This is a genomic window from Streptomyces sp. NPDC088746 (assembly GCF_044751065.1).
In the GTDB taxonomy this organism is placed as follows: domain Bacteria; phylum Actinomycetota; class Actinomycetes; order Streptomycetales; family Streptomycetaceae; genus Streptomyces.
This window is the reverse complement of the sequence record NZ_JBIVLA010000001.1, coordinates 1,493,457-1,513,047: the sequence shown is the minus strand read 5'-3', so window position 1 is coordinate 1,513,047 and position 19,591 is coordinate 1,493,457. Positions and strand designations below refer to the sequence as shown.

At 71.8% G+C, this 19,591-nt stretch carries 12 protein-coding genes; 4 read left to right on the top strand and 8 right to left on the bottom strand.

Annotated features, from left to right (window positions below; translation table 11 throughout):
* Nucleotides 1–30 precede the first annotated feature (30 nt).
* From ACIP63_RS07115 to ACIP63_RS07095, 5 genes are all read right to left on the bottom strand, one after another.
* The gene (locus tag ACIP63_RS07115) at nt 31–2,265 is read right to left on the bottom strand and encodes a CDP-glycerol glycerophosphotransferase family protein (RefSeq protein WP_401512157.1); all 2,235 of its coding nucleotides are present in this window, start codon (nt 2,263–2,265) and stop codon (nt 31–33) included.
* A 180-nt stretch (nt 2,266–2,445) separates the two neighbouring features.
* Nucleotides 2,446–3,324: a carbohydrate ABC transporter permease gene (locus tag ACIP63_RS07110; RefSeq protein ID WP_401512155.1), complete on the bottom strand. Its 879-nt coding sequence runs from the start codon at nt 3,322–3,324 to the stop codon at nt 2,446–2,448.
* A 100-nt stretch (nt 3,325–3,424) separates the two neighbouring features.
* Nucleotides 3,425–4,804 carry a carbohydrate ABC transporter permease gene (locus ACIP63_RS07105; RefSeq protein ID WP_401512154.1) on the bottom strand — a complete coding sequence of 460 codons (1,380 nt, stop codon included), beginning with the start codon at nt 4,802–4,804 and terminating at the stop codon, nt 3,425–3,427.
* Between the two features lie 4 nt (nt 4,805–4,808).
* Nucleotides 4,809–6,173 (bottom strand): ABC transporter substrate-binding protein, encoded by a 1,365-nt coding sequence (locus tag ACIP63_RS07100; RefSeq protein ID WP_401512152.1) that lies wholly within the window; start codon nt 6,171–6,173, stop codon nt 4,809–4,811.
* 208 nt (nt 6,174–6,381) lie between these two features.
* Complete coding sequence (locus tag ACIP63_RS07095) at nt 6,382–9,705, bottom strand: FHA domain-containing protein (protein WP_401512150.1); 3,324 nt, start codon at nt 9,703–9,705, stop codon at nt 6,382–6,384.
* 419 nt (nt 9,706–10,124) lie between these two features.
* On the opposite strand from ACIP63_RS07095, the gene ACIP63_RS07090 reads away from it, so the two are divergent.
* From ACIP63_RS07090 to ACIP63_RS07075, 4 genes are all read left to right on the top strand, one after another.
* Entirely contained in the window at nt 10,125–11,765 is a 1,641-nt protein-coding gene (locus ACIP63_RS07090) for a serine/threonine-protein kinase (RefSeq protein WP_401512148.1), read from the top strand.
* A gap of 146 nt (nt 11,766–11,911) precedes the next feature.
* Complete coding sequence (locus tag ACIP63_RS07085; protein WP_401512146.1) at nt 11,912–13,150, top strand: serine/threonine-protein kinase; 1,239 nt, start codon at nt 11,912–11,914, stop codon at nt 13,148–13,150.
* Nucleotides 13,151–13,219: 69 nt separating this feature from the next.
* Nucleotides 13,220–14,326 carry a peptide chain release factor 2 gene (gene prfB / locus ACIP63_RS07080; RefSeq protein WP_401512145.1) on the top strand — a complete coding sequence of 369 codons (1,107 nt, stop codon included), beginning with the start codon at nt 13,220–13,222 and terminating at the stop codon, nt 14,324–14,326.
* A gap of 359 nt (nt 14,327–14,685) precedes the next feature.
* Nucleotides 14,686–15,606 (top strand): LPXTG cell wall anchor domain-containing protein, encoded by a 921-nt coding sequence (locus tag ACIP63_RS07075; RefSeq protein ID WP_401512143.1) that lies wholly within the window; start codon nt 14,686–14,688, stop codon nt 15,604–15,606.
* A gap of 100 nt (nt 15,607–15,706) precedes the next feature.
* On the opposite strand, the gene ACIP63_RS07070 is transcribed toward ACIP63_RS07075, so the two are convergent.
* From ACIP63_RS07070 to ACIP63_RS07060, 3 genes are read right to left on the bottom strand one after another with little or no spacing between them, the layout of a single operon-like run.
* Entirely contained in the window at nt 15,707–16,993 is a 1,287-nt protein-coding gene (locus tag ACIP63_RS07070) for an MFS transporter (RefSeq protein WP_401512141.1), read from the bottom strand.
* Nucleotides 16,990–18,300 (bottom strand): hydrolase, encoded by a 1,311-nt coding sequence (locus tag ACIP63_RS07065; RefSeq protein WP_401512139.1) that lies wholly within the window; start codon nt 18,298–18,300, stop codon nt 16,990–16,992. Before ACIP63_RS07065 ends, ACIP63_RS07070 begins: the two co-directional genes overlap by 4 nt.
* Nucleotides 18,300–19,553 carry an ATP-grasp domain-containing protein gene (locus ACIP63_RS07060; RefSeq protein WP_401512137.1) on the bottom strand — a complete coding sequence of 418 codons (1,254 nt, stop codon included), beginning with the start codon at nt 19,551–19,553 and terminating at the stop codon, nt 18,300–18,302. The genes ACIP63_RS07065 and ACIP63_RS07060 overlap by 1 nt, the downstream gene beginning before the upstream one ends.
* Nucleotides 19,554–19,591 lie beyond the last annotated feature (38 nt).

Below are 19,591 nucleotides of genomic sequence, written 5' to 3'. Positions count from 1 at the left end.
CCGGGGTGTCCGGCACCCCGGGGCGGGGCCTCACCCGTTGCTGTACTCCCGGACGGTCACCTGCCGGGGGACCCCCGTGGTCCCGCAGCTCGGCTGGGGGGCGGGCAGCGGCAGGCCCGAGGTGTCGTCCAGGAAGACCCGGCGCACCACCCGCTCCGCCGCGTGCCCGTCGTCGTACGGGCAGAACCTGGCCCGGAACGCCGCACGGCGCTGTGCGGAGCGGGGCCCGCGCCAGTGGTCCGTGGCGAAGATCTCGTGCAGCTCCTCCTGGTCACGGGCGACCGCGCCGGGCGGGAAGGCCGCCGGATCGAAGTACGTGCCCCGGGCCGCCTCGTACGCCTGTGCGTCCTCCAGGTGCAGGACGACCGGCCGGTCCAGGTTGACGTAGTCGAACATCAGCGACGAGTAGTCCGTGATCAGCCCGTCGGAGGCGAGACAGAGCTCCTCGACGGACGGATGGGCGCTGACGTCGATGATCCGCGGGTGCCGGATGTGACCCGCGGTGGCCCGGGCGGTCGCGTCGAGGTAGTGGGAGCGGGCCAGGATCACGAAGTGCGGCCCCAGGACCCGGACCAGCTGCTCCAGGTCCAGGGAGTGCCGCTGGGCACGCCGGTAGTCCCTGTGGGTCGGCGCGTACAGAAGGGCGGTGCTGCCCTCGGGGACCCCCAGGCGCTCGCGCAGCAGCGCGGCCTCCTCGGGGCTCGTGCGGCGGAAGACGTCGTTGCGCGGGCTGCCGTACTCCAGCGTCGTGTAGCCCGACGGGTAGGTGCGCTCCCAGACGAGGGTGGAGTGCTGGTTGGCCGAGAGCGAGTAGTCCCATTTGTCGACGTTGCGCAGCAGCTGGTCGAAGTCCATGGAGCCGGCCGCCGCCGGGCGGTGGACGAGGTCGGTCCCCATGGTCTTCAGCGGGGTCCCGTGGTGGGTCTGCAACAGCACCTGGCCGCGTCTCTTCACGAGCCTGCGGTCGAAGTTGACGTTGTTCACGAGGTACTTGGAGCGTGCCAGCGCCGTCCAGTAGGCGGCCGTCCCCGGGTGCAGCACGCGGGTCGCCTCCGGCACCGAGTGGGCGTCCTCCGGGCGGCAGATCCAGGACGTGCGCAGCCCGGGCACGAGGGCCCTGGCCGTGGCCTCCAGCGCGGCGGGGCTGCAGGTGTAGCCGCGGTGCCAGTAGGCGGCGAACACGGCGTCCGCGCTCCGGACGGGCAGCCGCAGCTGGACGCGGTAGTGCAGCTGGAGCGCCGCCGCGCGCACCGCCCGGCGGGCCGCCGAGGCCGCGCGCCCGAGCCTGCCGTGCAGCCGCTGTGCGGCCCACAGGGCGCGGTACGTGCGGTGGGCGCCCAGCCGGAACAGCGCGTGCCGCACCCGGGTGCGGCGGGACACGGGGGCGCCGGGGGTGCGATAGCGGCGGCAGTGGGCGCGGGCGCGGCGGAAGAACTGGGCCCGGCTGCCGCGCGGCAGCCTGCCCCGGGAGGTGAAGAGGGTCGAGAAGTGGTCGAGCATCCGGCGGAACATCACCGGTCGCCAGCCGGCGAGTTCGGGGCGGGCGTCGATGAAGGCGAAGACCCGGTCGTACTGGTCGAAGACGTCGAAGTGCCGGTGGCTGGTGGTGGAGAGGATGTTGCCCCGGCGCCGCTGGCGGTACAGCACGCAGACGCTGTCCAGCACGGCGATCGACCCGGCGGCCATCAGCACCGGGTAGGTCCAGGGGGTGTCCTCGTAGTAGCCGGGCGGGAAGGTGAAGCCCTCGGCCTCGATGAACTCGCGGCGGTACGCCTTGTTCCAGACGACCATCAGGACCTTGAGCAGCTCGGGCCGCTCCGTGAGCCGGAAGGAGGCGGGCCCGGTCTCGGCGAGGTGGTGGGCGAAGGTGTTGCGTACGCTCTCGCCCGACCAGTACGTACGGGCGTAGTCGTAGACCAGGACGTCGGGGCCGCCGGTGGCTTCCAGGCGGTCGGCGATGGCCTGGAGCGCCTCGGGGGAGAAGGTGTCGTCGCCGTCGAGGAAGAGCAGGTAGTCCCCGGTCGCTCTGGCGACCCCGGCGTTGCGGGCCGGGCCGAGGCCGGAGTTGTGCGGCAGGTGGACGGCGCTGACCCGGGGGTCGCGTACGGCGTACTCGTCGGCGATCGGGCCGCAGGCGTCCGGCGAACAGTCGTCGACCACGATGATCTCGTAGTCCTTGAAGGACTGGTTCAGCACGGAGTCGAGACACGCGTGCAGGTACGCCTGGACCCGGTACGCGGGCACGATGACACTGAACCGGGGCACAACACATCCAGGGGTCGCTCGCGGGAGGGCAGGTGGCCCGCAAACGGCCGATGGGGTGACTTGGTTACGTGGAATATGGCATTCGGGGGAAGTACGAGGTAGGGCGGCCCGATCACGAGTGAACGGGCCGCCCTGGTGTTGACGAACGTATGTGCTGGAGTGCCGCTTCGCGGCCGCGCGCTACTTGACGGCGCCCGCCATCACCCCGGAGACGAACTGCCGCTGGAAGGCGAAGAACACCGCCAGCGGAATCACCATGGACACGAAGGCGCCGGGCGCCAGTACGTCGATGTTGTTGCCGAACTGCCGGACCTGCTGCTGCAGGGCGACGGTGATCGGCGGGGACTCCGAGTCCGCGAAGATCAGCGCGACCAGCATGTCGTTCCACACCCAGAGGAACTGGAAGATCCCGAGCGAGGCGATCGCGGGGCCGCCGAGCGGCATCACGACCCGGGTGAACAGCCGGATCTCGCCCGCGCCGTCCAGCCGCGCGGCCTCCAGCAGTTCGCGCGGGATCTCGGCGAAGAAGTTCCGCAGCAGGAAGATGGCGAAGGGCAGGCCGAACGCCGTGTGGAACATGACCACGCCGAAGGTCGTCTCGAAGATCCCGATGGTGCCGAAGAGCTCGGAGACCGGGATCAGGGCGACCTGCACGGGGACCACCAGCAGCCCCACGACCACCAGGAACCACCAGTCGCGGCCGGGGAACTCCATCCAGGCGAAGGCGTATCCGGCGAGCGATCCGATGACGACCACCAGGAAGGTGGACGGGACGGTGATCATGACCGTGCTGAAGAGCGAATCGGTGATGGTCGAGTTGTCCAGCAGACGCTGGTAGTTGTCGAAGGTGAGTTCGGAGGGTGCGGTGAAGACCTTCCACCAGCCGCTCGCCGCGATGTCCTCGGGCCCGCGCAGCGAGGAGAGCAGCAGCCCGATGGTCGGCATCAGCCAGAACAGGCCCACCAGGACGAGGAAGACCCGCATGGCGCCACCGCCCACCCGCGCGGCGATCCGCGCGCCGAGGGACTGCTTGGCCTCTGTGTTCCCGGTCGTCGTCACCGGCGCCCCTCCTTCCGCATGCGGCGGATGTTGCTGTGTCTTCCCGGGGGGCGACCCCCGGACCCCCGGCAGGAGGCTGGTGTCGTGCAGGCCTGAGCCGTCACCGGCGCCCCTCCTTCCGCATCCTGCGGATGTTGAACAGCATCACCGGGATCACCAGCAGCAGCAGGAGCACGGCGATGGCGCTGCCGACCCCGAGGTCCGCGTCCGTGCCGAACGAGGAGCGGTACAGCTGGAGCGCCAGGACGTTCGCGTCGTCCTGGGACGAGCCCGGCGCGATGATGAAGACCAGGTCGAAGATCTTCAGGACGTTGATCATCAGGGTGACCAGGACCACCGCCAGCACGGGTGCCAGCATCGGCACCGTGATCCGGCGGAACACCTGCCACTCGTTCGCGCCGTCCACCCGCGCCGCTTCGAGGAGTTCGCGTGGCAGGCCGGCCAGGCCGGCGGCGATCAACACCATCGCGAATCCGGCCCACATCCAGACGTAGCTGCCGATGATCCCCGGTGTCACGAGGGACGGTCCGAGCCAGTCGACCCCGTTGTACGGCTCCCGGAAGTTGTCCGCCGGCAGCCGGAGCAGGGACCCGTCGGCCGAGGCGGGCAGGGTGAACACCCCGTCCGCGCCGGCCGTCGCCGAGGCGACGACCTTGCCGTCCTTCACCGCCTCGACGGTGATGCCCTTGAGGCCGAGCTCCTTCGGATCGACGACGTTGGGTTTGCCGCCGCCGCCCTTGGTGAAGTCGAGCCACGCCGTCCCGGTGATGCCCTCACCCGACGCCGCGGCCGCCTTCGCCGGCTTCGCGTCGCCCGGCATCTTCGCGGGCACCACACCGACCAGCGGCAGGTTCACCGGTTCACCGGCCCGCACCGGTTCCTTCGTGACGAAGGAACCGCCGCCCCCGGCCTTCAGCGGATGGACGGGCAGCGGATGCGCCTTCGGGAAGCCCGAGGACTGCGCGAACGTGTCGTGGACCCCCACGGCGACGGCGTTGGCGACCCCGCGCTCCGGCGCCTGCTCGTACACCAGGCGGAAGATGATGCCTGCGGCCAGCATGGAGATCGCCATCGGCATGAAGACGATCAGCTTGAACGCCGTACCCCACCGGATCCGTTCGGTGAGCACCGCGAAGATCAGGCCCAGCACGGTGGCGACCGTCGGCGCGAACACGACCCAGATCGCGTTGTTCTTGACCGCGGTCCGGATGGTGTCGTCCGTGAACAGCGCCTTGTAGTTGTCGAGGCCCGCGAAGCCGGTGCCGGACTGGTCGAGGAACGAGCGGTAGACGGAGTACACGATCGGATAGACGACGAGTGAGCCGAGCAGCACCAGGGCCGGCAGCAGGAACGCCGCCGCGACGGCCCTCCGGGTGCCGGTCACGCTTCCGCGTGGGCGCTTGCCCTTGCCCGTTCCCGTGTCAGGACGCTTGTCGGCGGGGGGCGCGCTGTCCGCGCCCCCCGCTGTCGCTGTGGTCATCCCGTCAGCTCGTGAACGCCTTGGCCGCGTCGGACTCCAGTTTGGCCTGGGTCCCCGCGATGTCCTTCGGGTTTTTCAGGAAGTCCTGGAGCGTCTTCCACTCACCCTTGCCGGGCGTCCCGCCGAACGACTGCGGGGCCTGGTCGGACATGTCGAACCGGACGTCGTCACCGGCGTCGATCAGCGCCTCGGCCATCGTGCGCTGCACGTCGTTCGGGTACGCGGCCGTGTCCAGCGACTTGTTGGGCGAGATGAACCCGCCCGCCTCGGCCCAGATCTTCGCCGAGTCCTTCGAGGCCAGCCAGGTCAGCAGCGCCTGGGCGCCCTTGCTGTCCTTCAGCGCCACGGCCGCGTCCCCGCCCGTCACCACGGGGGAGTCCGCGCCGACCGCCGGGAACGGGAACACCTTGGCGTCCGTACCGATCTTCGCCTCGGTCTGCGCGATGTTGATGGAGACGAAGTCGCCCTCGAAGACCATGGCGCCCTTGGGCTGGTCGCCGCCGGTGAACGTCTGCGTGACGGATGCCGGGAACTCGGTCTGCAGTGCGCCGTCGGCGCCGCCGGCGATCAGGCTCGGCTTGCCGAAGAGCTCGGCGAGCGTGGTCAGGGCGTCCTTGACGGACGGGTCCGTCCACTTGATCTCGTGCTTGGCCAGCTGGTCGTACTTCTCCGGGCCGGCCTGCGAGAGGTAGACGTTCTCGAACCAGTCGGTGAGCGTCCAGCCGTCCGCGCCGCCGACCGACACCGGGGTGACACCGGAGGCGGAGACCGTCTCGGCCGTGGCCAGGAAGTCCTTCCAGGTCTTGGGCTCGCTCGCGCCCGCGTTCTCGAACGCCTTCGTGTTGTACCAGACCAGGGACTTGTTGGCGGCCTTGAAGTAGACGCCGTACTGGGTGCCGTCGACCGCGCCGAGGTCCTGCCAGACCTGCGAGTAGTTCTGGCCCAGCTGGGCCCGCGCCTCGTTGCCGACCGGCTTGGCCCACTTCTTGGCCACGGCCTGCTGGATCGCGCCCACCTGCGGGATCATCGCGACGTCCGGGGGCTGGCCGCCCGCGATCTTCGTACCGAGGAAGTTGACGATCGGGTCCTGTGCCGGGACGAAGGTGACCGTGGCACCCGTCCGCTTCTCGAACTCGTCGAGGACCTTGGTGAAGTTGGCCTGCTCGGGTCCGGTCCAGACCGCGGCGACCGATATCTTCTCGCCGTCCAGCTTCGGCAGATCGACGCTCGACGCGCTGTCCTCGCTCTTCTCCGTGCCCTTGTCCGCCTTGTCCTTGCCGTCGCTGTCGCCGCTGCATCCGGCGAGGGCCAGCGCCCCGATCGCGGTGAACACCAGTGCGGCCCTACGCATTCGAAGGGTTGTGCGCATCCCTGCCCCGTCTCTCCTGCGCGCGCATGAGCGTCGACCGGCACCAACGGTGGGACTCTGCGGTGCCGTTCACGTCTCACATCGTGCGGTTCACGTCGTCCGTGCGCACAGTCCTATGCCCGGCACCCCGGGGCCGCAATACCGCCGCCTGGACCAACTCCGTGATCGTGATGGGCTCGTGACGTCGTAAGGGAACGCGGACCGGGCCCTAGGGGATCAGCGGAGGGAGAGGCTCCGCGTTCACCGAACGGGCCGCCCTCTCCAGGGCGCTGGCCAGCAGGGCCAGGTCGGTGGGGCCGTTGCCCAGCTCGCGGACCGGCCGGCGGGCCGGCGGATCCCCCATCCGCTCCCACTCCAGCGGTACGACGGTGGGGCGCAGGGTCGCCGTGCGCGGGATGCGGCCGGTGACCCGGCCGCCCTGGAACGGCGTCACCCGGCCGTCCGGATGCCCCAGCCTCCCCCGGCCGGGCGAGGCCTCGTCCGGGGACGGGGGGACGACCGGCGGGTCGAGCACGATGCGGAGCCGGGCGCCCCGGGCCAGCTCCGTGTCCTCGGTGCGGTCGGGACGGGCGGAGGCGGCGACCAGATGGACGCCGAGCCGCCCGCCCTCCCTGGCCACGGCCTCCAGGACCCGGACGACGGACCCGGCGGACGGGCGGCCGGGGCTCCCCAGCGCCGGGGCCACCAGGGCGTCGAAGTCGTCGGCCAGGACGACCAGCCGGGGAAGGGGGGAGGGCCCGGGGTCCACCGGACGGGCTGCGGCGGGCCGTAGCCGCAGAGTGCCGCTGGCGGGCGATTCCAGGTCGCCGCGCTGTTCGGCGGAGCCGGCGGCGCGGCGGCCGGTGAGCCCCTGCGACTCCTCGTACCGCGCATGCCATTCGGCGAAGTCCAGCGTGCCGAGCAGCTCCGCCCGGCGCTTCAGCTCGCCGCCCAGCGCCTGGGCGAACTCCCGCATCCGTACGGGGTCGGAGGCCACCAGGTGCGTGAAGACGTGCGGGAGCTCCGTGCAGGGGCGCAGTCCCTCGCCCCGCTCCCCGTACTCGCCGCCCGCCCCGTCGATGAGGAGGATGCCGAGCCGGTCGGGGCGGGCGGCGGAGGCCAGGGAGGCGGCGGCGGCGCGCAGCAGCTCCGTACGCCCGCTGCCCGCGGGGCCCTCGATCAGCAGATGCGGTCCCTCGTCGGCCAGGTCGACGGAGAGCGGGCCCCTGGGCCCGGCGCCCAGGACGATCACGGGCCGGCCCGCGTAACCGGAGGACGTGGCCGCGGGGCCGGTCTCCGCGGAGCCGCTGTCGCGTCGCTGCGCGCCGATCCGGGGGGAGGAACCGCTCCCGGCCGCGGGGCTGTAGGCGGAGCGGCCCGAGCCCGAACTGGTCGGCCCGCTGCTCCGGAACGGGGTGTGCCCGGCGTCGGGGGACTCGCGCTGCGCGCCCACCCGCGGCCCGGTGCTCAGGGTGCGGCCCGAGCTCGACGTGTCCAGGTCCGCGGAGCACGGCGCGGGGGCGCGCACCGTCGCGCCCGGCTGGTCCTCGGCCGTGGAGGCCCAGCGGGCCATCAGGGAGGCCGGGGTGGCCCTGGCGAGGCCCAGCTCGTCCAGCAGGCGCGCGGAGGGCGGCAGGGCCGCGGCTATGGGCCGGCCGGGGAGGGCGGCCGCGCCCTCGTCCCGCAGCGGGGCCAGCGCGCGCCCGAACCGCTCGGCCCAGGCCGCCGACACGGCGTCCACCGCGGCGACCGTGCCGTGACCGGCGGCCTGGCCGCCCGCCGTGCGCAGGAGCCGCAGCGCGGTCGCGACGTCGCCGCTGAGCATGGCCACCGCACCGCACTCGCGGAAGGCGATCGAGGCCCGGCACGCGGTGTCGTAGGTCGCGGCCACCGGGGAGGTCGGGGAGGCGGCCGGGGTCTCGGCCAGGCAGATCAGGTGGATTCCGGCGGCGGCTCCGGCGCCGGCCAGACCGGCAGTGGTCTCGCGCAGGGCCGCGGAGCCGGGGTCGCCGTCCACGATCACCACGGTGTACGGCCCGGTGTGGAGCCGGGCCGCCTCGGCCACGGTGGTCCGGTCGGCGCTCGCCCAGCCGTGTCCCAGCGGCCCCTCCTCCATGCGGCGCACCAGCTCCGCCGCGCGGGCGCCCGCCTGCTCAGGGTCGTACGCGAGGAGGAGGCGGCAGTCCTGGCCGTGCATGGGGCGCAGATGGGGCAGCCAGCCGAGCCAGGACCACTCGCGCCGCCGCTCCTCCAGGCTCCGGGTCCGGTCCGTGCTGATCAGCACGATCTCCAGGTCGAAGGGGGAGTGCAGCGCGGCGAGCTGCGCCACCGTCGAGCGGGCGAGGCCGGAGAGCCGGGCCCGGGGGCCCGCGAGCCCGAGGGAGCCGGCCTCCCGCAGCCCGACGGTGACCGGCACGGCGGGCAGATCGGCCCGCTCCGTCGTCCCGAGTCGTACGACCAGGGCCTCGGGGTGCGCGGTGTCGCGCTCCCACAGACGGGGGCCGGGGCCGAGCGCCGTGAGGAGCACGGTCGCGGGATCCGGCCAGGTCCCGGCGGGGGCGGAGGGGGAGTGCGGGGGTACGGAGGGGGCGTGCGGGGCGGATACGGGCTCCGGGCCGGCCGCCGGTGAGTCACCGGACGGCATGCCGTGCGCCTGCTCGCCCTTGCCGCTGGTGAGCCGCCGGGCCCAGGCGCCTATGCCGCGCCGGGGCGGCTCCCCGGGGGCGAGCGCGGAACCGCGGCCGTGGGTGACCTGCGCGAAGGGCTCGCCCTGGTGGGCGTCGTGGCCGGACGGCCCGTCGTCGTACGCCTCGTGGCCGGTGGGGGCGGAGCCGTACGCGTGGCCGTGTCCGCCGGCCGGGTCCGCGTCGGGCTCCCCGGCCGGTCCCGGGGCGCCGCCCGCGTCCGGGCGGGCCACCCGCAGATGGCCCTCGCCGTCCGGCGTCGTCGTCAGCGTGGGCGTGCGGTCGCCGGGGGTGAGCCTGAGCGTCGACTCACCGAGCCGCAGCAGGGCGCCGGGGACGAGCCGGACCGGGCGGTCGTGGACGTCCGTGCCGTCCAGCGATGTGCCGTTGGTGGAGCCCAGGTCGGCGACGGAGACGCGGCCGTCGTCCGAGACCGTCACCGCGCAGTGCAGCCGTGACACGTCGGGGTCGTCGAGCGGGACGTCCGCGTCGGCGGAGCGGCCGATGCGGATCTGCCCGCCGTGCAGCAGGTGGACCCCGCCGGCGTCCGGCCCCGCGATCACGTGCAGCCGGGCCGGGACGGCGTCGTCGGCCGCCTCGTCCTCGCCGGGCACCTGGAGCGAGAGCACCGTGCCGTCCACCAGGGGCGGCTCGCCGAGGGCGCAGCGCTGCGGGTCGAGCCGCTCGCGCCCGGCGTACAGCACGGGGGCGCCGCCGCCCAGGGAGTTCTCCGGGCCGGACACCGCTGTGGCCAGGGCGGAGGCGACGGCCGCGAGAGCCGTCCCCGCAGGGGCGGTCACGAGCACGTCGCAGGCGCGCGCCGGGGTCTGGCCGCTGCGCGGCGCGAGGACGGTCAGCCGGATCTGCATCGCCGTCAGCGGTCCCTTCTGCGCGGGGTGCCCGGCAGGGGAAATGCCCTGTGATTCCCCCCACCCGGCACGGACGCGTCGTCCGGTACAGGTCGTCACGGAACGTGAGGCTCCCGACCCCACAGTTCTGTGCTGGAGGCATCCTCGCACCTGCCACTGACAACACGCCCGGGGGTGGCCGCTAAGTGATCTTGAATGGCCGAGTGTGGGTGTAAAAGTGCCTGCTTGGTCCTGCCGGGGACGTGCTGCACACTCGTTCGGCAACCAACTCTTCCGTGTGGGCGTCTTCCCGTGAACACGGCGGCAACACGACCGGATGACGACCGACCGGTGCCCCGTACGGCGGCATTAGAGTGGGCCGGAACATCCGGCGGGCCCCGGGGGACCGCGAGCACAACGATCAGCAGGGAGCGCGTGACGTGCGGCCAGTCGGCAGCAAGTACCTGCTCGAGGAGCCGCTCGGACGCGGCGCCACGGGCACCGTCTGGCGAGCCCGCCAGCGGGAGACCGCGGGCGCCGAGGCGGCCGTCGCCGGGCAGCCCGGCGAGACCGTTGCGATCAAGGTGCTCAAGGAGGAGCTCGCCAACGACGCGGATGTCGTGATGCGGTTCCTGCGCGAGCGCTCCGTGCTGCTGCGGCTCACCCACACGAACATCGTGCGCACCAGGGACCTCGTCGTCGAGGGCGATCTCCTCGCCCTGGTGATGGACCTGATCGACGGCCCCGACCTGCACCGGTACCTCCGCGAGAACGGCCCGCTCACCCCGGTCGCCGCCTCGCTGCTCACCGCCCAGATCGCGGACGCGCTGGCCGCGAGCCACGCCGACGGCGTCGTGCACCGCGACCTGAAGCCCGCCAACGTGCTGCTCGACCAGCGCGACGGCGGCATGAAGCCGATGCTCACCGACTTCGGCATCGCGCGCCTCGCGGACTCCCCGGGACTGACCCGGACCCATGAGTTCGTCGGCACGCCCGCCTACGTGGCGCCCGAGTCGGCCGAGGGCCGGCCGCAGACCTCCGCCGTGGACATCTACGGCGCGGGCATCCTGCTGTACGAGCTGGTCACCGGCCGCCCGCCGTTCGCGGGCGGCACCGCGCTGGAGGTCCTGCACCGGCACCTCAGCGAGGAGCCCCAGCGCCCCAGCACCGTCCCCGAGCCGCTGTGGACGGTCATGGAGCGCTGCCTGCGCAAGGACCCGGACCAGCGGCCCAGCGCCGTGAACCTCGCCCGCGCGCTGCGTACGGTCGGCGCCGGCGTCGGCGTGCACGCGAACTCGGCGCAGATCGCGGCCGCCGAGGGCGTGGGCGCCCTGCTCGCGCCCGACCCGGCGCCCGCCGCCGTTCCGGAGACCCCTGGCGCCGCCGACCCGACCCAGGTGCTGCCGAGCAACGCGGGCTCGTACGACCCGTCGGCCGCGACCAGCGTGATGCGGCAGACCCCGGGCGGGGGCGGCCAGGCGGACCCGACCGCGATGATGCCTCCCGTGCCGCCGCGCCCCGACGGCCCGCCCGGACCCGACGAGCCGCACCCGTGGCAGTCCCAGCTCCGGGCCGCCCGGGACCGCAACGAGCAGACGCAGGTCCAGTACCTCGACCCGAGCCAGGACCCGCTGCGCCGCCGCCCGCAGCGTCAGCAGCCGCCGCAGGACAGGCAGCCCCAGCGCCAGCAGCCGCAGCGCGCCCAGCAGTACCCGCAGCAGCAGCAGCAGCAGCCCCAGCGCTACCAGCCGCAACCCCAGCAGCAGCGGCCCGCGCAGCCGCAGCGGCAGCAGTACGCGCCGCCGCAGCAGCCCCCGCCCCAGGCGCCGGCGCCGCGCCAGCCCCGGCAGCGCGGCGCCAACCCGATGCGCATCCCCGGCCTCGGCTGCCTCAAGGGGTGCCTGTTCACGGTGGTGCTGCTGGTCGTCGCCGCCTGGCTCATCTGGGAGCTGACACCGCTGCAGGACTGGGTCGCCCAGGGCAAGAGCTTCTGGGACGCCATAGGGGACGGCATCGGCGAGGTCACCGGCTGGTTCGAGAACCTCGGCGGAAGCGGCTCCGGCGGCTCGACCGGTCAGTAACAGCCCCTGTTCTGTGTCTTTGTCGACTTCTGCGGGCCCAATTCGCCCGCAGAAGTGAAGGTTGGCGCCATCCAGGGCACGCAACACCCCGTTCGCCGCGTAACTTTGTCGACCGGGGGTCAACGCCAGCCGCTGAGGGAGCAGTCTTGGCACGGAATATCGGCAGCCGGTACACCGCCCACCAGATCCTGGGGCGCGGCAGCGCCGGCACGGTGTGGCTCGGCGAGGGGCCCGAGGGCCCGGTCGCCATCAAGCTGCTGCGTGAGGACCTCGCGTCCGACCAGGAGCTCGTGGGCCGCTTCGTGCAGGAGCGCACCGCGCTGCTCGGGCTCGGGCATCCGCACGTCGTCGCCGTCCGCGACCTCGTGGTGGACGGCACCGACCTGGCGCTGGTGATGGATCTGGTGCGGGGCACCGATCTGCGCACCCGTCTGGACCGGGAGCGCCGGCTCGCGCCCGAGGCCGCCGCGGCGATCATCGCGGACGTCGCCGACGGTCTCGCCGCCGCGCACCGCGCGGGAGTGGTGCACCGCGACGTCAAGCCGGAGAACATCCTGCTCGACATGGAGGGCCCGCTCGGCCCCGGCGGTTCGCACCCCGCGCTGCTCACCGACTTCGGTGTCGCCAAGCTGATCGACACCCCGCGCCGCACCAAGGCCACCAAGATCATCGGCACCCCGGACTACCTGGCTCCCGAGATCGTCGAGGGCCTCCCGCCGCGCGCCGCCGTGGACATCTACGCCCTCGCCACCGTGCTCTACGAGCTGCTCGCCGGCTTCACGCCCTTCGGCGGCGGCCACCCCGGGGCCGTCCTGCGCCGCCACGTGACCGAGACGGTCGTCCCGCTCCCCGGCATCCCGGAGGAGCTCTGGCAGCTCCTCGTCCAGTGCCTGGCCAAGGCCCCCGCCTCCCGGCTGCGCGCCTCCGAGCTCGCGACCCGGCTGCGGGAGCTGCTCCCGCTGCTGGCCGGGATACCCCCGCTCGACGTCGACGAGCCGGACAACGAGAGCGAGCCGCAGGCATACGACGAACAGCAGTACACGCCGGCCCCCGAGGAGCCCCGCCGCCGTGGCGCGGTCCCGCTGGTGCCCGGCTCCTCCCCGGACTCCAACCGGGACACCCACACGAGCATGCGCGTCCCCGCCCCCGACGAGCTCTCCGGCGGCCCCCTCGGCACGGCCCGCGCGCCGCGCGCCCCCGGCCGCCCGCGCCCCGGCTCGGCCCGGAACAAGTCGGCGGCCGTACGGAAGCGGCGGATCACCCTGGGTGTCGCGGCTGTCGCCCTGTGTGCGGCGATAGGGGTGGGCGGCTGGTTCGCCACGAGCGGCGACGACCCCGGTGCCGCCCCCGAGGACACGCGGAATTCGGCTCCCTCGGCCCCCTGAGAGCCGCCCGGGAGAAGCCGGGATCCGGGGGAGGGACATGTTCACTCGTCCAGCCGTTACGCTGGACCCGTGGCAGTCGTCGATATTTCCGAAGAGCTGAAGTCCCTCTCCTCGACCATGGGGTCGATCGAGGCCGTCCTGGACCTGGATGCGCTGAGGGCCGACATCGCCGCGCTCGAGGAGCAGGCGGCGGCGCCGTCCCTCTGGGACGACCCGGAGGCGGCGCAGAAGATCACCAGCAAGCTTTCGCACCTCCAGGCCGAGGTCCGCAAGACCGAGGCGCTCCGTGGCCGCATCGACGATCTCGGCATCATGTTCGAGCTCGCCGAGGACGAGGGCGACGCCGATGCCCTCGGCGAGGCGGAGGCCGAGCTGGAGTCCGTCCGGAAGGCACTGGACGAGATGGAGGTCCGCACGCTCCTCTCCGGCGAGTACGACGCGCGCGAGGCCCTGGTCACCATCCGTGCCGAGGCCGGTGGCGTCGACGCCGCCGACTTCGCCGAGAAGCTCCAGCGCATGTACCTCCGCTGGGCGGAGCGGCACAACTACAAGACCGAGGTCTACGAGACGGCCTACGCCGAAGAGGCCGGCATCAAGTCGACCACCTTCGCGGTGGAGGTCCCGTACGCCTACGGCACGCTCTCCGTCGAGCAGGGCACCCACCGGCTCGTCCGGATCTCGCCGTTCGACAACCAGGGCCGCCGCCAGACGTCCTTCGCGGGCGTCGAGGTGCTGCCCGTGGTCGAGCAGACGGACCACGTCGAGATCGACGAGTCCGAGCTCCGCGTCGACGTGTACCGCTCCTCGGGCCCCGGCGGCCAGGGCGTCAACACCACGGACTCCGCGGTGCGCCTGACCCACCTGCCGACCGGCATCGTCGTCTCGTGTCAGAACGAGCGCTCGCAGATCCAGAACAAGGCGTCCGCGATGAACGTCCTCCAGGCGAAGCTCCTCGAACGCCGCCGCCAGGAGGAGCAGGCCAAGATGAACGCCCTCAAGGGTGACGGCGGCAACTCCTGGGGCAACCAGATGCGTTCCTACGTCCTCCACCCGTACCAGATGGTCAAGGACCTGCGTACGGAGTTCGAGATGGGCAACCCGGAAGCGGTCTTCGGCGGCGAGATCGACGGGTTCGTCGAGGCGGGCATCCGCTGGCGCAAGCAGAACGAGAAGTAGCGGCGGCCGTAAGGCTGTTGGGCCCGGGCAGGCTTTCCTGTCCGGGCCCTTCCGTGTTCTCACCCCGCCGGGAGCGCAGGGGAGTTGAGGGGGAGCTGTGGTGAATGAGTCACAGTCGTGATTCCGAATACCCGTCAAGAACCCCCATAGCGGCCCGAATGCCCCCGGAACGGCCTTGACGTAGTCCTTAACTCTGGACAGGGTGCTAGAGCAGCACGCGTATGTCTGGGACAGGTGTGAACGGGGGCGGGCGGGATGACCACGGTACGGCGTGGCCCTGCAGAGAGTGTGACCCCGCAGGGCCGTGGACCGCATAGGGCTGCTCCATCGACAAGATCAGCTACTGGGGGTAGCAACATATGACCAAGAAGACGCGAATCCGCGTCGCGCGGATAGCCGCTGGTGCGGTTATTGCCGCGGGTGCCTCGCTTACCGCAGCGGGCGCAGCGCAGGCCGTGGGCATCGTTGAAATCGGTGTCGACGGCGACGAGAACGCTAATAGCGACGCCCAGGTCAACGCAACGGCCGGCGATGACCTGCTCGGCGGCCTGCTCGGCGGCGTTGACGGCGGTGCTGATGGCGGTGCTGACGGTGGCGCCGATGGGGGTGCTGACGGCGGTGCTGACGGCGGTGCTGACGGCGGCGCCGATGGTGGCGCCGACGGCGGCCTGCTCGGCGGCGTTGACGGCGGTGCTGATGGCGGTGCTGATGGTGGTGCTGACGGTGGCGCCGATGGTGGTGCTGACGGCGGTGCTGACGGCGGTGCTGACGGCGGTGCCGATGGCGGTGCCGATGGTGGCGTTGACGGCGGTGTTGACGGCGGTGCCGATGGCGGTGCTGACGGTGGCGCCGATGGCGGTGCCGATGGTGGCGCCGATGGTGGTGCTGACGGCGGTGCCGATGGCGGTGCCGATGGTGGTGCTGACGGTGGCGTTGACGGCGGTGCTGATGGCGGTGCTGACGGTGGCGCCGATGGCGGTGCCGATGGTGGTGCTGACGGCGGTGCTGATGGTGGCGCCGATGGTGGCGCGACCGGCGGCGACACCGGCGCGCCCACGGCTGAGCCGTCGGACCCGTCCTACCCGGACGCCGGTGACAACACCGACACCGACAGCGTCGGCAACCAGCCGGTCGAGCAGGGCAAGGGCAAGGACGAGCTCGCCGAGACCGGTGCGGCCGAGACCACGTTCCTGCTGATCGGTGCCGCGACGATGATCGCCGGTGGCATCGGCTTCCGCATCCTGCCGCGTCTGGCCGGCGGCGGTCGTACGGCTGCCTAGCAGCTGACGGCTGTACACGCACAGACAGAGGGACCCGGTCCGCTTTCGCGGACCGGGTCCCTCTGCGTGTGGGGGGCGTGTGGGGGGACGGAACGGGCCGTCAGGCCGTGGTGTCGGCCGCCTGCCGGGTCTCGGTGGCGGCGGGCGGCTCCTCGGCCTTCGCGAACGCCGGCGTGGCCTCCGCCGACGCGCTCTCCTTCTTCGCGGAGGAGAAGCTGACGGCGGCGCAGACCACCGCGATCGCACCGACGACGTACCAGTTGAGGCCCGGGATGTCGGTGGAGCGCGAGAGGTCGTAGAGCGCGCCGGCGGCGAGGGTGCCGACCATGTTGCCGAAGCTGCGGAAGAAGTGCATGGCGCCCATCGCCCGCGCGAGGCGGTCCGCCGGCATCCGGTTGGCGACCCAGAGGTCGAAGGACGGCGTGAACAGGATGTCGCCGAAGACCACGACCAGGCAGCCCACGACCACCCACACCGAGGTCTGTCCGGCTCCGAACAGGGCGTACGCCACCGCCATCGCGAGGAACGCGACACCCATGACCTGACCGGGCCGCAGGTGCTTCGACATGTAGCGGAACGCCGGGTACTGAAGCACCAGGAGCGCGAGGCCGGTGATCCAGAAGGGGGTGGACACCGGCAGGTCCGCGGCGAACTCCTCCATGTGCAGCGGCATGCCGACCAGGAAGCTGATCGAGAGGATCCAGAAGACGCTGGAGAGCAGGAAGTAGCTGCCGCCACCGCCGAGTTGCAGCCCCTTGAGGATCGCCACGTTGACCAGCGGGGTGTCCTTGGCCGCCGGGGAGGCCTGCCCGCCCGCGTCGGCGGGGATGAACGAGGCCGCCGCCGCGCAGTAGCCGGCGAACAGGACGAACACCACCAGGAACAGGACCGTCATCGAGGAGCCGAGGAACAGACCGCCGATCACGGCGCCCGCGATGACACCGAGCTGGCAGGACATCTGGAACGAGGAGAAGGCCTTGGGCCGGTCCGCCTCGGGCAGTGTGCCGAGGATGTTCTTCAGCCCCGGGAAGGAGATCCCCGAGCCGAAGCCGACGAAGAAGGCCAGCAGGCTGTAGAACGGCACCCCGTCCGCGAAGCCCATCCCGCCGAGCGCGACGGCCTCCAGGGCGATGCCCGCGATGATGCTCGCGCGGGTTCCGAACCGGGCGGCGACTCCCTCGTAGAAGAAGGTCGCGCTCAGCCGTCCCACGTACGTCAGGAACATCACGAACCCGGCCCAGAAGCCGCTGTACTCCACGCCGAGCGTCGAGATCAGATGCGGGAACCAGATGTAGTTGCCGATGTGGGCGAGCGCGATGCCGGAGTTGACGCCCAGCAGCACCTTGCGGGTCTGCGGGCTCAGGACATGGCGTTCCTGGCTGCTCATGCGGTGACCTTTCCTCGGGTTGGGGTGGCGCGCAGGTCCTGGATGGCCGCCACGACCGCCGCACGGTCCACGGCCACGCCCCGCACGTACGTGGCCCGGGGAAGCTGCGACAGGGGCCGGCCGGCCGCGGCCGGGTCGATCAGGTTGAAGGTGGCCGGGCGGCCCTCCGCGATGAGATTCGTGCCGGGCTCGCGTCCGGACAGTTCGTCGAAGAAGCCACGGGCCGTGGTCGTCGCCGTACGCAGCAGCGCCTCGCGCAGACCGGGCTTGCCCAGGTCGTCGCCGGCCAGCAGGTCCAGCTCGCCCTTGAGGGCGTCGCCGTGGAACGCACCGGTGTTGCCGCAGTCGGTGCCGATCAGCAGCGCGCCGCGTTCCAGTGCCGCCAGGCTGTTGTCCCGCATGTTGACCAGCGCCGCGGTCCGGGTGTCCTGGACCTCGTACCGGATGCCGAAGGGCTCCTCGATCTTCGACACGTAGTCGAGGTTGGCGAGGTCCTGGGTCTCGCGGAACCCGGGCCTCTCGTACTCGCGCAGGAAGTCCTCGCGCTCCATGATCATGGGGCGCAGACCGCTGAGCGTGGACACGAAGCGGGCGCCTTCGAGCGCCTGCCAGTCCGCGGCCGAGAGCATGAGGTCCCGCACCGGGTGGGCGAAGATGCGGAAGCCGAAGGCGTAGGCCTGCATCACCTCGTCGCGGGTGTTGCAGTCGATGACCGTCTTCAGGCCCTGCTCGGCGGCGAGCCGGGGCACGTGCGCCAGGAGGTTGCCCGGGAGCCGGGAGAAGCGCTTGGTGCTCTCCGGCTGTTCGGCGCCCTCGGTGTACATGACCTTCAGGAAGGTCGCGCCGCGTGCCTTGTTGGCCGCGAGCACCGTGGCCAGGTCCTCCTGGACGCTCAGCATGAAGACGGGGGCCGGGAATTCGACCCCGTGGCCGTAGTGACCGTCGAGGTCCTTGGTCGCCGTGGCCGCGTAGCCGCAGTGGGCCACCTCGGGCCAGGGGAGGGGGGACTCCTGCCTGCCCTTCTCCCAGCCCTCCTTGACCAGCGGGAAGCCGAACATGTCCACGACGTGCGTGACCCCGTGGTAGAGGTACTGCATCGCGGAGATGCGCGGGTCGTCGAGCGAGTCGTCGAAGTTGGCCGGGAGCGCCAGGTGGGCGTGGGCCTCGGTGAAGCCGGGCCACAGCTCCGGGGTCTCCGCGTCGTTCACGTCGCGTTCGGCGACGGCCCGGACGGAGGAGAAGTGCCCGTCGTCGACGGTGACGTCGTACAGGGTGGCCGGATCGAGTTCCGGGATCGCGACGCGCATCAGCGGGCCACCTGGACCTTGATGGTGAAGTCGATGTCGTCGAGGGCGGCCCGGACGCGGCCGGTGGCCTCGTCGCGGTCCTTGCCCGTGTAGATGAGGTGGCCGAGCCAGTCGAAGTTGCTCTTGGAGAGCCGGGACACGGTGCGGCCGGGCTTGGCGTACGCCAGCGCCTCCTCGAAGCCCGGGGTTCCCTTGAGCTTGTCGAAGCCGATGGAGACGAGCTCCCCGTCGACGGGCGAGCCGAACCAGTGGCCGCCCGCGATGACCTCACCGGGGATGGGCAGCTCGGGCGTCTCGCCGAGGGCCTGGCGGATGACCTCCAGGTAGGGGTTGACGCCGCTGGAGAGCTCCATCAGCTGCGGCACGATGCCACCGGTGAGCCGGCCGTTCACCTCGCAGAGGACGGGGCCGTCGGCTGCGAGGAAGTACTCGGCGTGGATGAAGCCGAAGTCGACGCCGAGGCCCTTGAGCACCTTCTTGTTCATCGCGAACAGCTCGTCCTGCAGCGGGTGGCCGCTGAAGTAGGTGAGACCCATCTCGATGAAGTACGGGAAGCCGCTCAGGTTGCGGTCGGTGATCCCCAGGTTGACGATCTCGCCGCTCTGCAGCACGCACGCCTCGACCGAGACGAGCTCGCCCTCGATGAACTCCTCGACGACGATCTCCGGGATGCGGGTGACGCCGCGGCCGTAGTCGTCCACCTTCGCCAGCTCGGCCAGGTAGTCGGTGAGCTCCTGGTCGTCGCGGAGGAGGAGCACGTGCAGGCTGGCGGTGCCGTCCGACGGCTTCACCACGCAGGGGAAGCCGATCTCGTGGACCGCGGCCGCCATGTCCTTCGGGTCCGAGACGGCGACGAAGCGCGGCTGGCGTACGTCGGTGTTCTCCAGCGTGAGGCGGGTGCGGTGCTTGTGGCGGGCGTTGAGGGCGCCCTCCACGCTCATCCCGGGCAGGCCGAGCGAGCGGGCCACCGAAGCGGCGTGCACCGTGTGGTACTCGCTGTAGGTCATGACGCCGTGGACGGGCTTCCGCGCGTTGATCTCCTTGGCGAGCCGCTCCAGCTCGTCGATGGAGAAGGCCTCGGTGCTCTTGATCACGTCGCACCTGTCGTGTGCGAAGGCCGCCTCGGCCAGCGGCGAGGCACCGAGGTAGAAGTCGGGGTCGGCGGAGACGAAGGTGACGTCGTGGCCGAGCTCCAGGGCGTTGGCGATGCCGGCGATGCCGTTCGGGTTGCATTCGACCATGAGGATGTGCATGAGAAATCCTTAGTTTCGAAGGGATTCGGGGAGTTCCG

What these genes read in the sequence shown, in the direction of transcription:
- ACIP63_RS07105 (WP_401512154.1), bottom strand. Translation starts at nt 4,804, where the DNA reads ATGACCACAGCGACAGCGGGGGGCGCGGACAGCGCGCCCCCCGCCGAC.
- ACIP63_RS07100 (WP_401512152.1), bottom strand. Translation starts at nt 6,173, where the DNA reads ATGCGCACAACCCTTCGAATGCGTAGGGCCGCACTGGTGTTCACCGCG.
- ACIP63_RS07095 (WP_401512150.1), bottom strand. Translation starts at nt 9,705, where the DNA reads ATGCAGATCCGGCTGACCGTCCTCGCGCCGCGCAGCGGCCAGACCCCG.
- ACIP63_RS07075 (WP_401512143.1), top strand. Translation starts at nt 14,686, where the DNA reads ATGACCAAGAAGACGCGAATCCGCGTCGCGCGGATAGCCGCTGGTGCG.
- ACIP63_RS07070 (WP_401512141.1), bottom strand. Translation starts at nt 16,993, where the DNA reads ATGAGCAGCCAGGAACGCCATGTCCTGAGCCCGCAGACCCGCAAGGTG.
- ACIP63_RS07065 (WP_401512139.1), bottom strand. Translation starts at nt 18,300, where the DNA reads ATGCGCGTCGCGATCCCGGAACTCGATCCGGCCACCCTGTACGACGTC.
- ACIP63_RS07060 (WP_401512137.1), bottom strand. Translation starts at nt 19,553, where the DNA reads ATGCACATCCTCATGGTCGAATGCAACCCGAACGGCATCGCCGGCATC.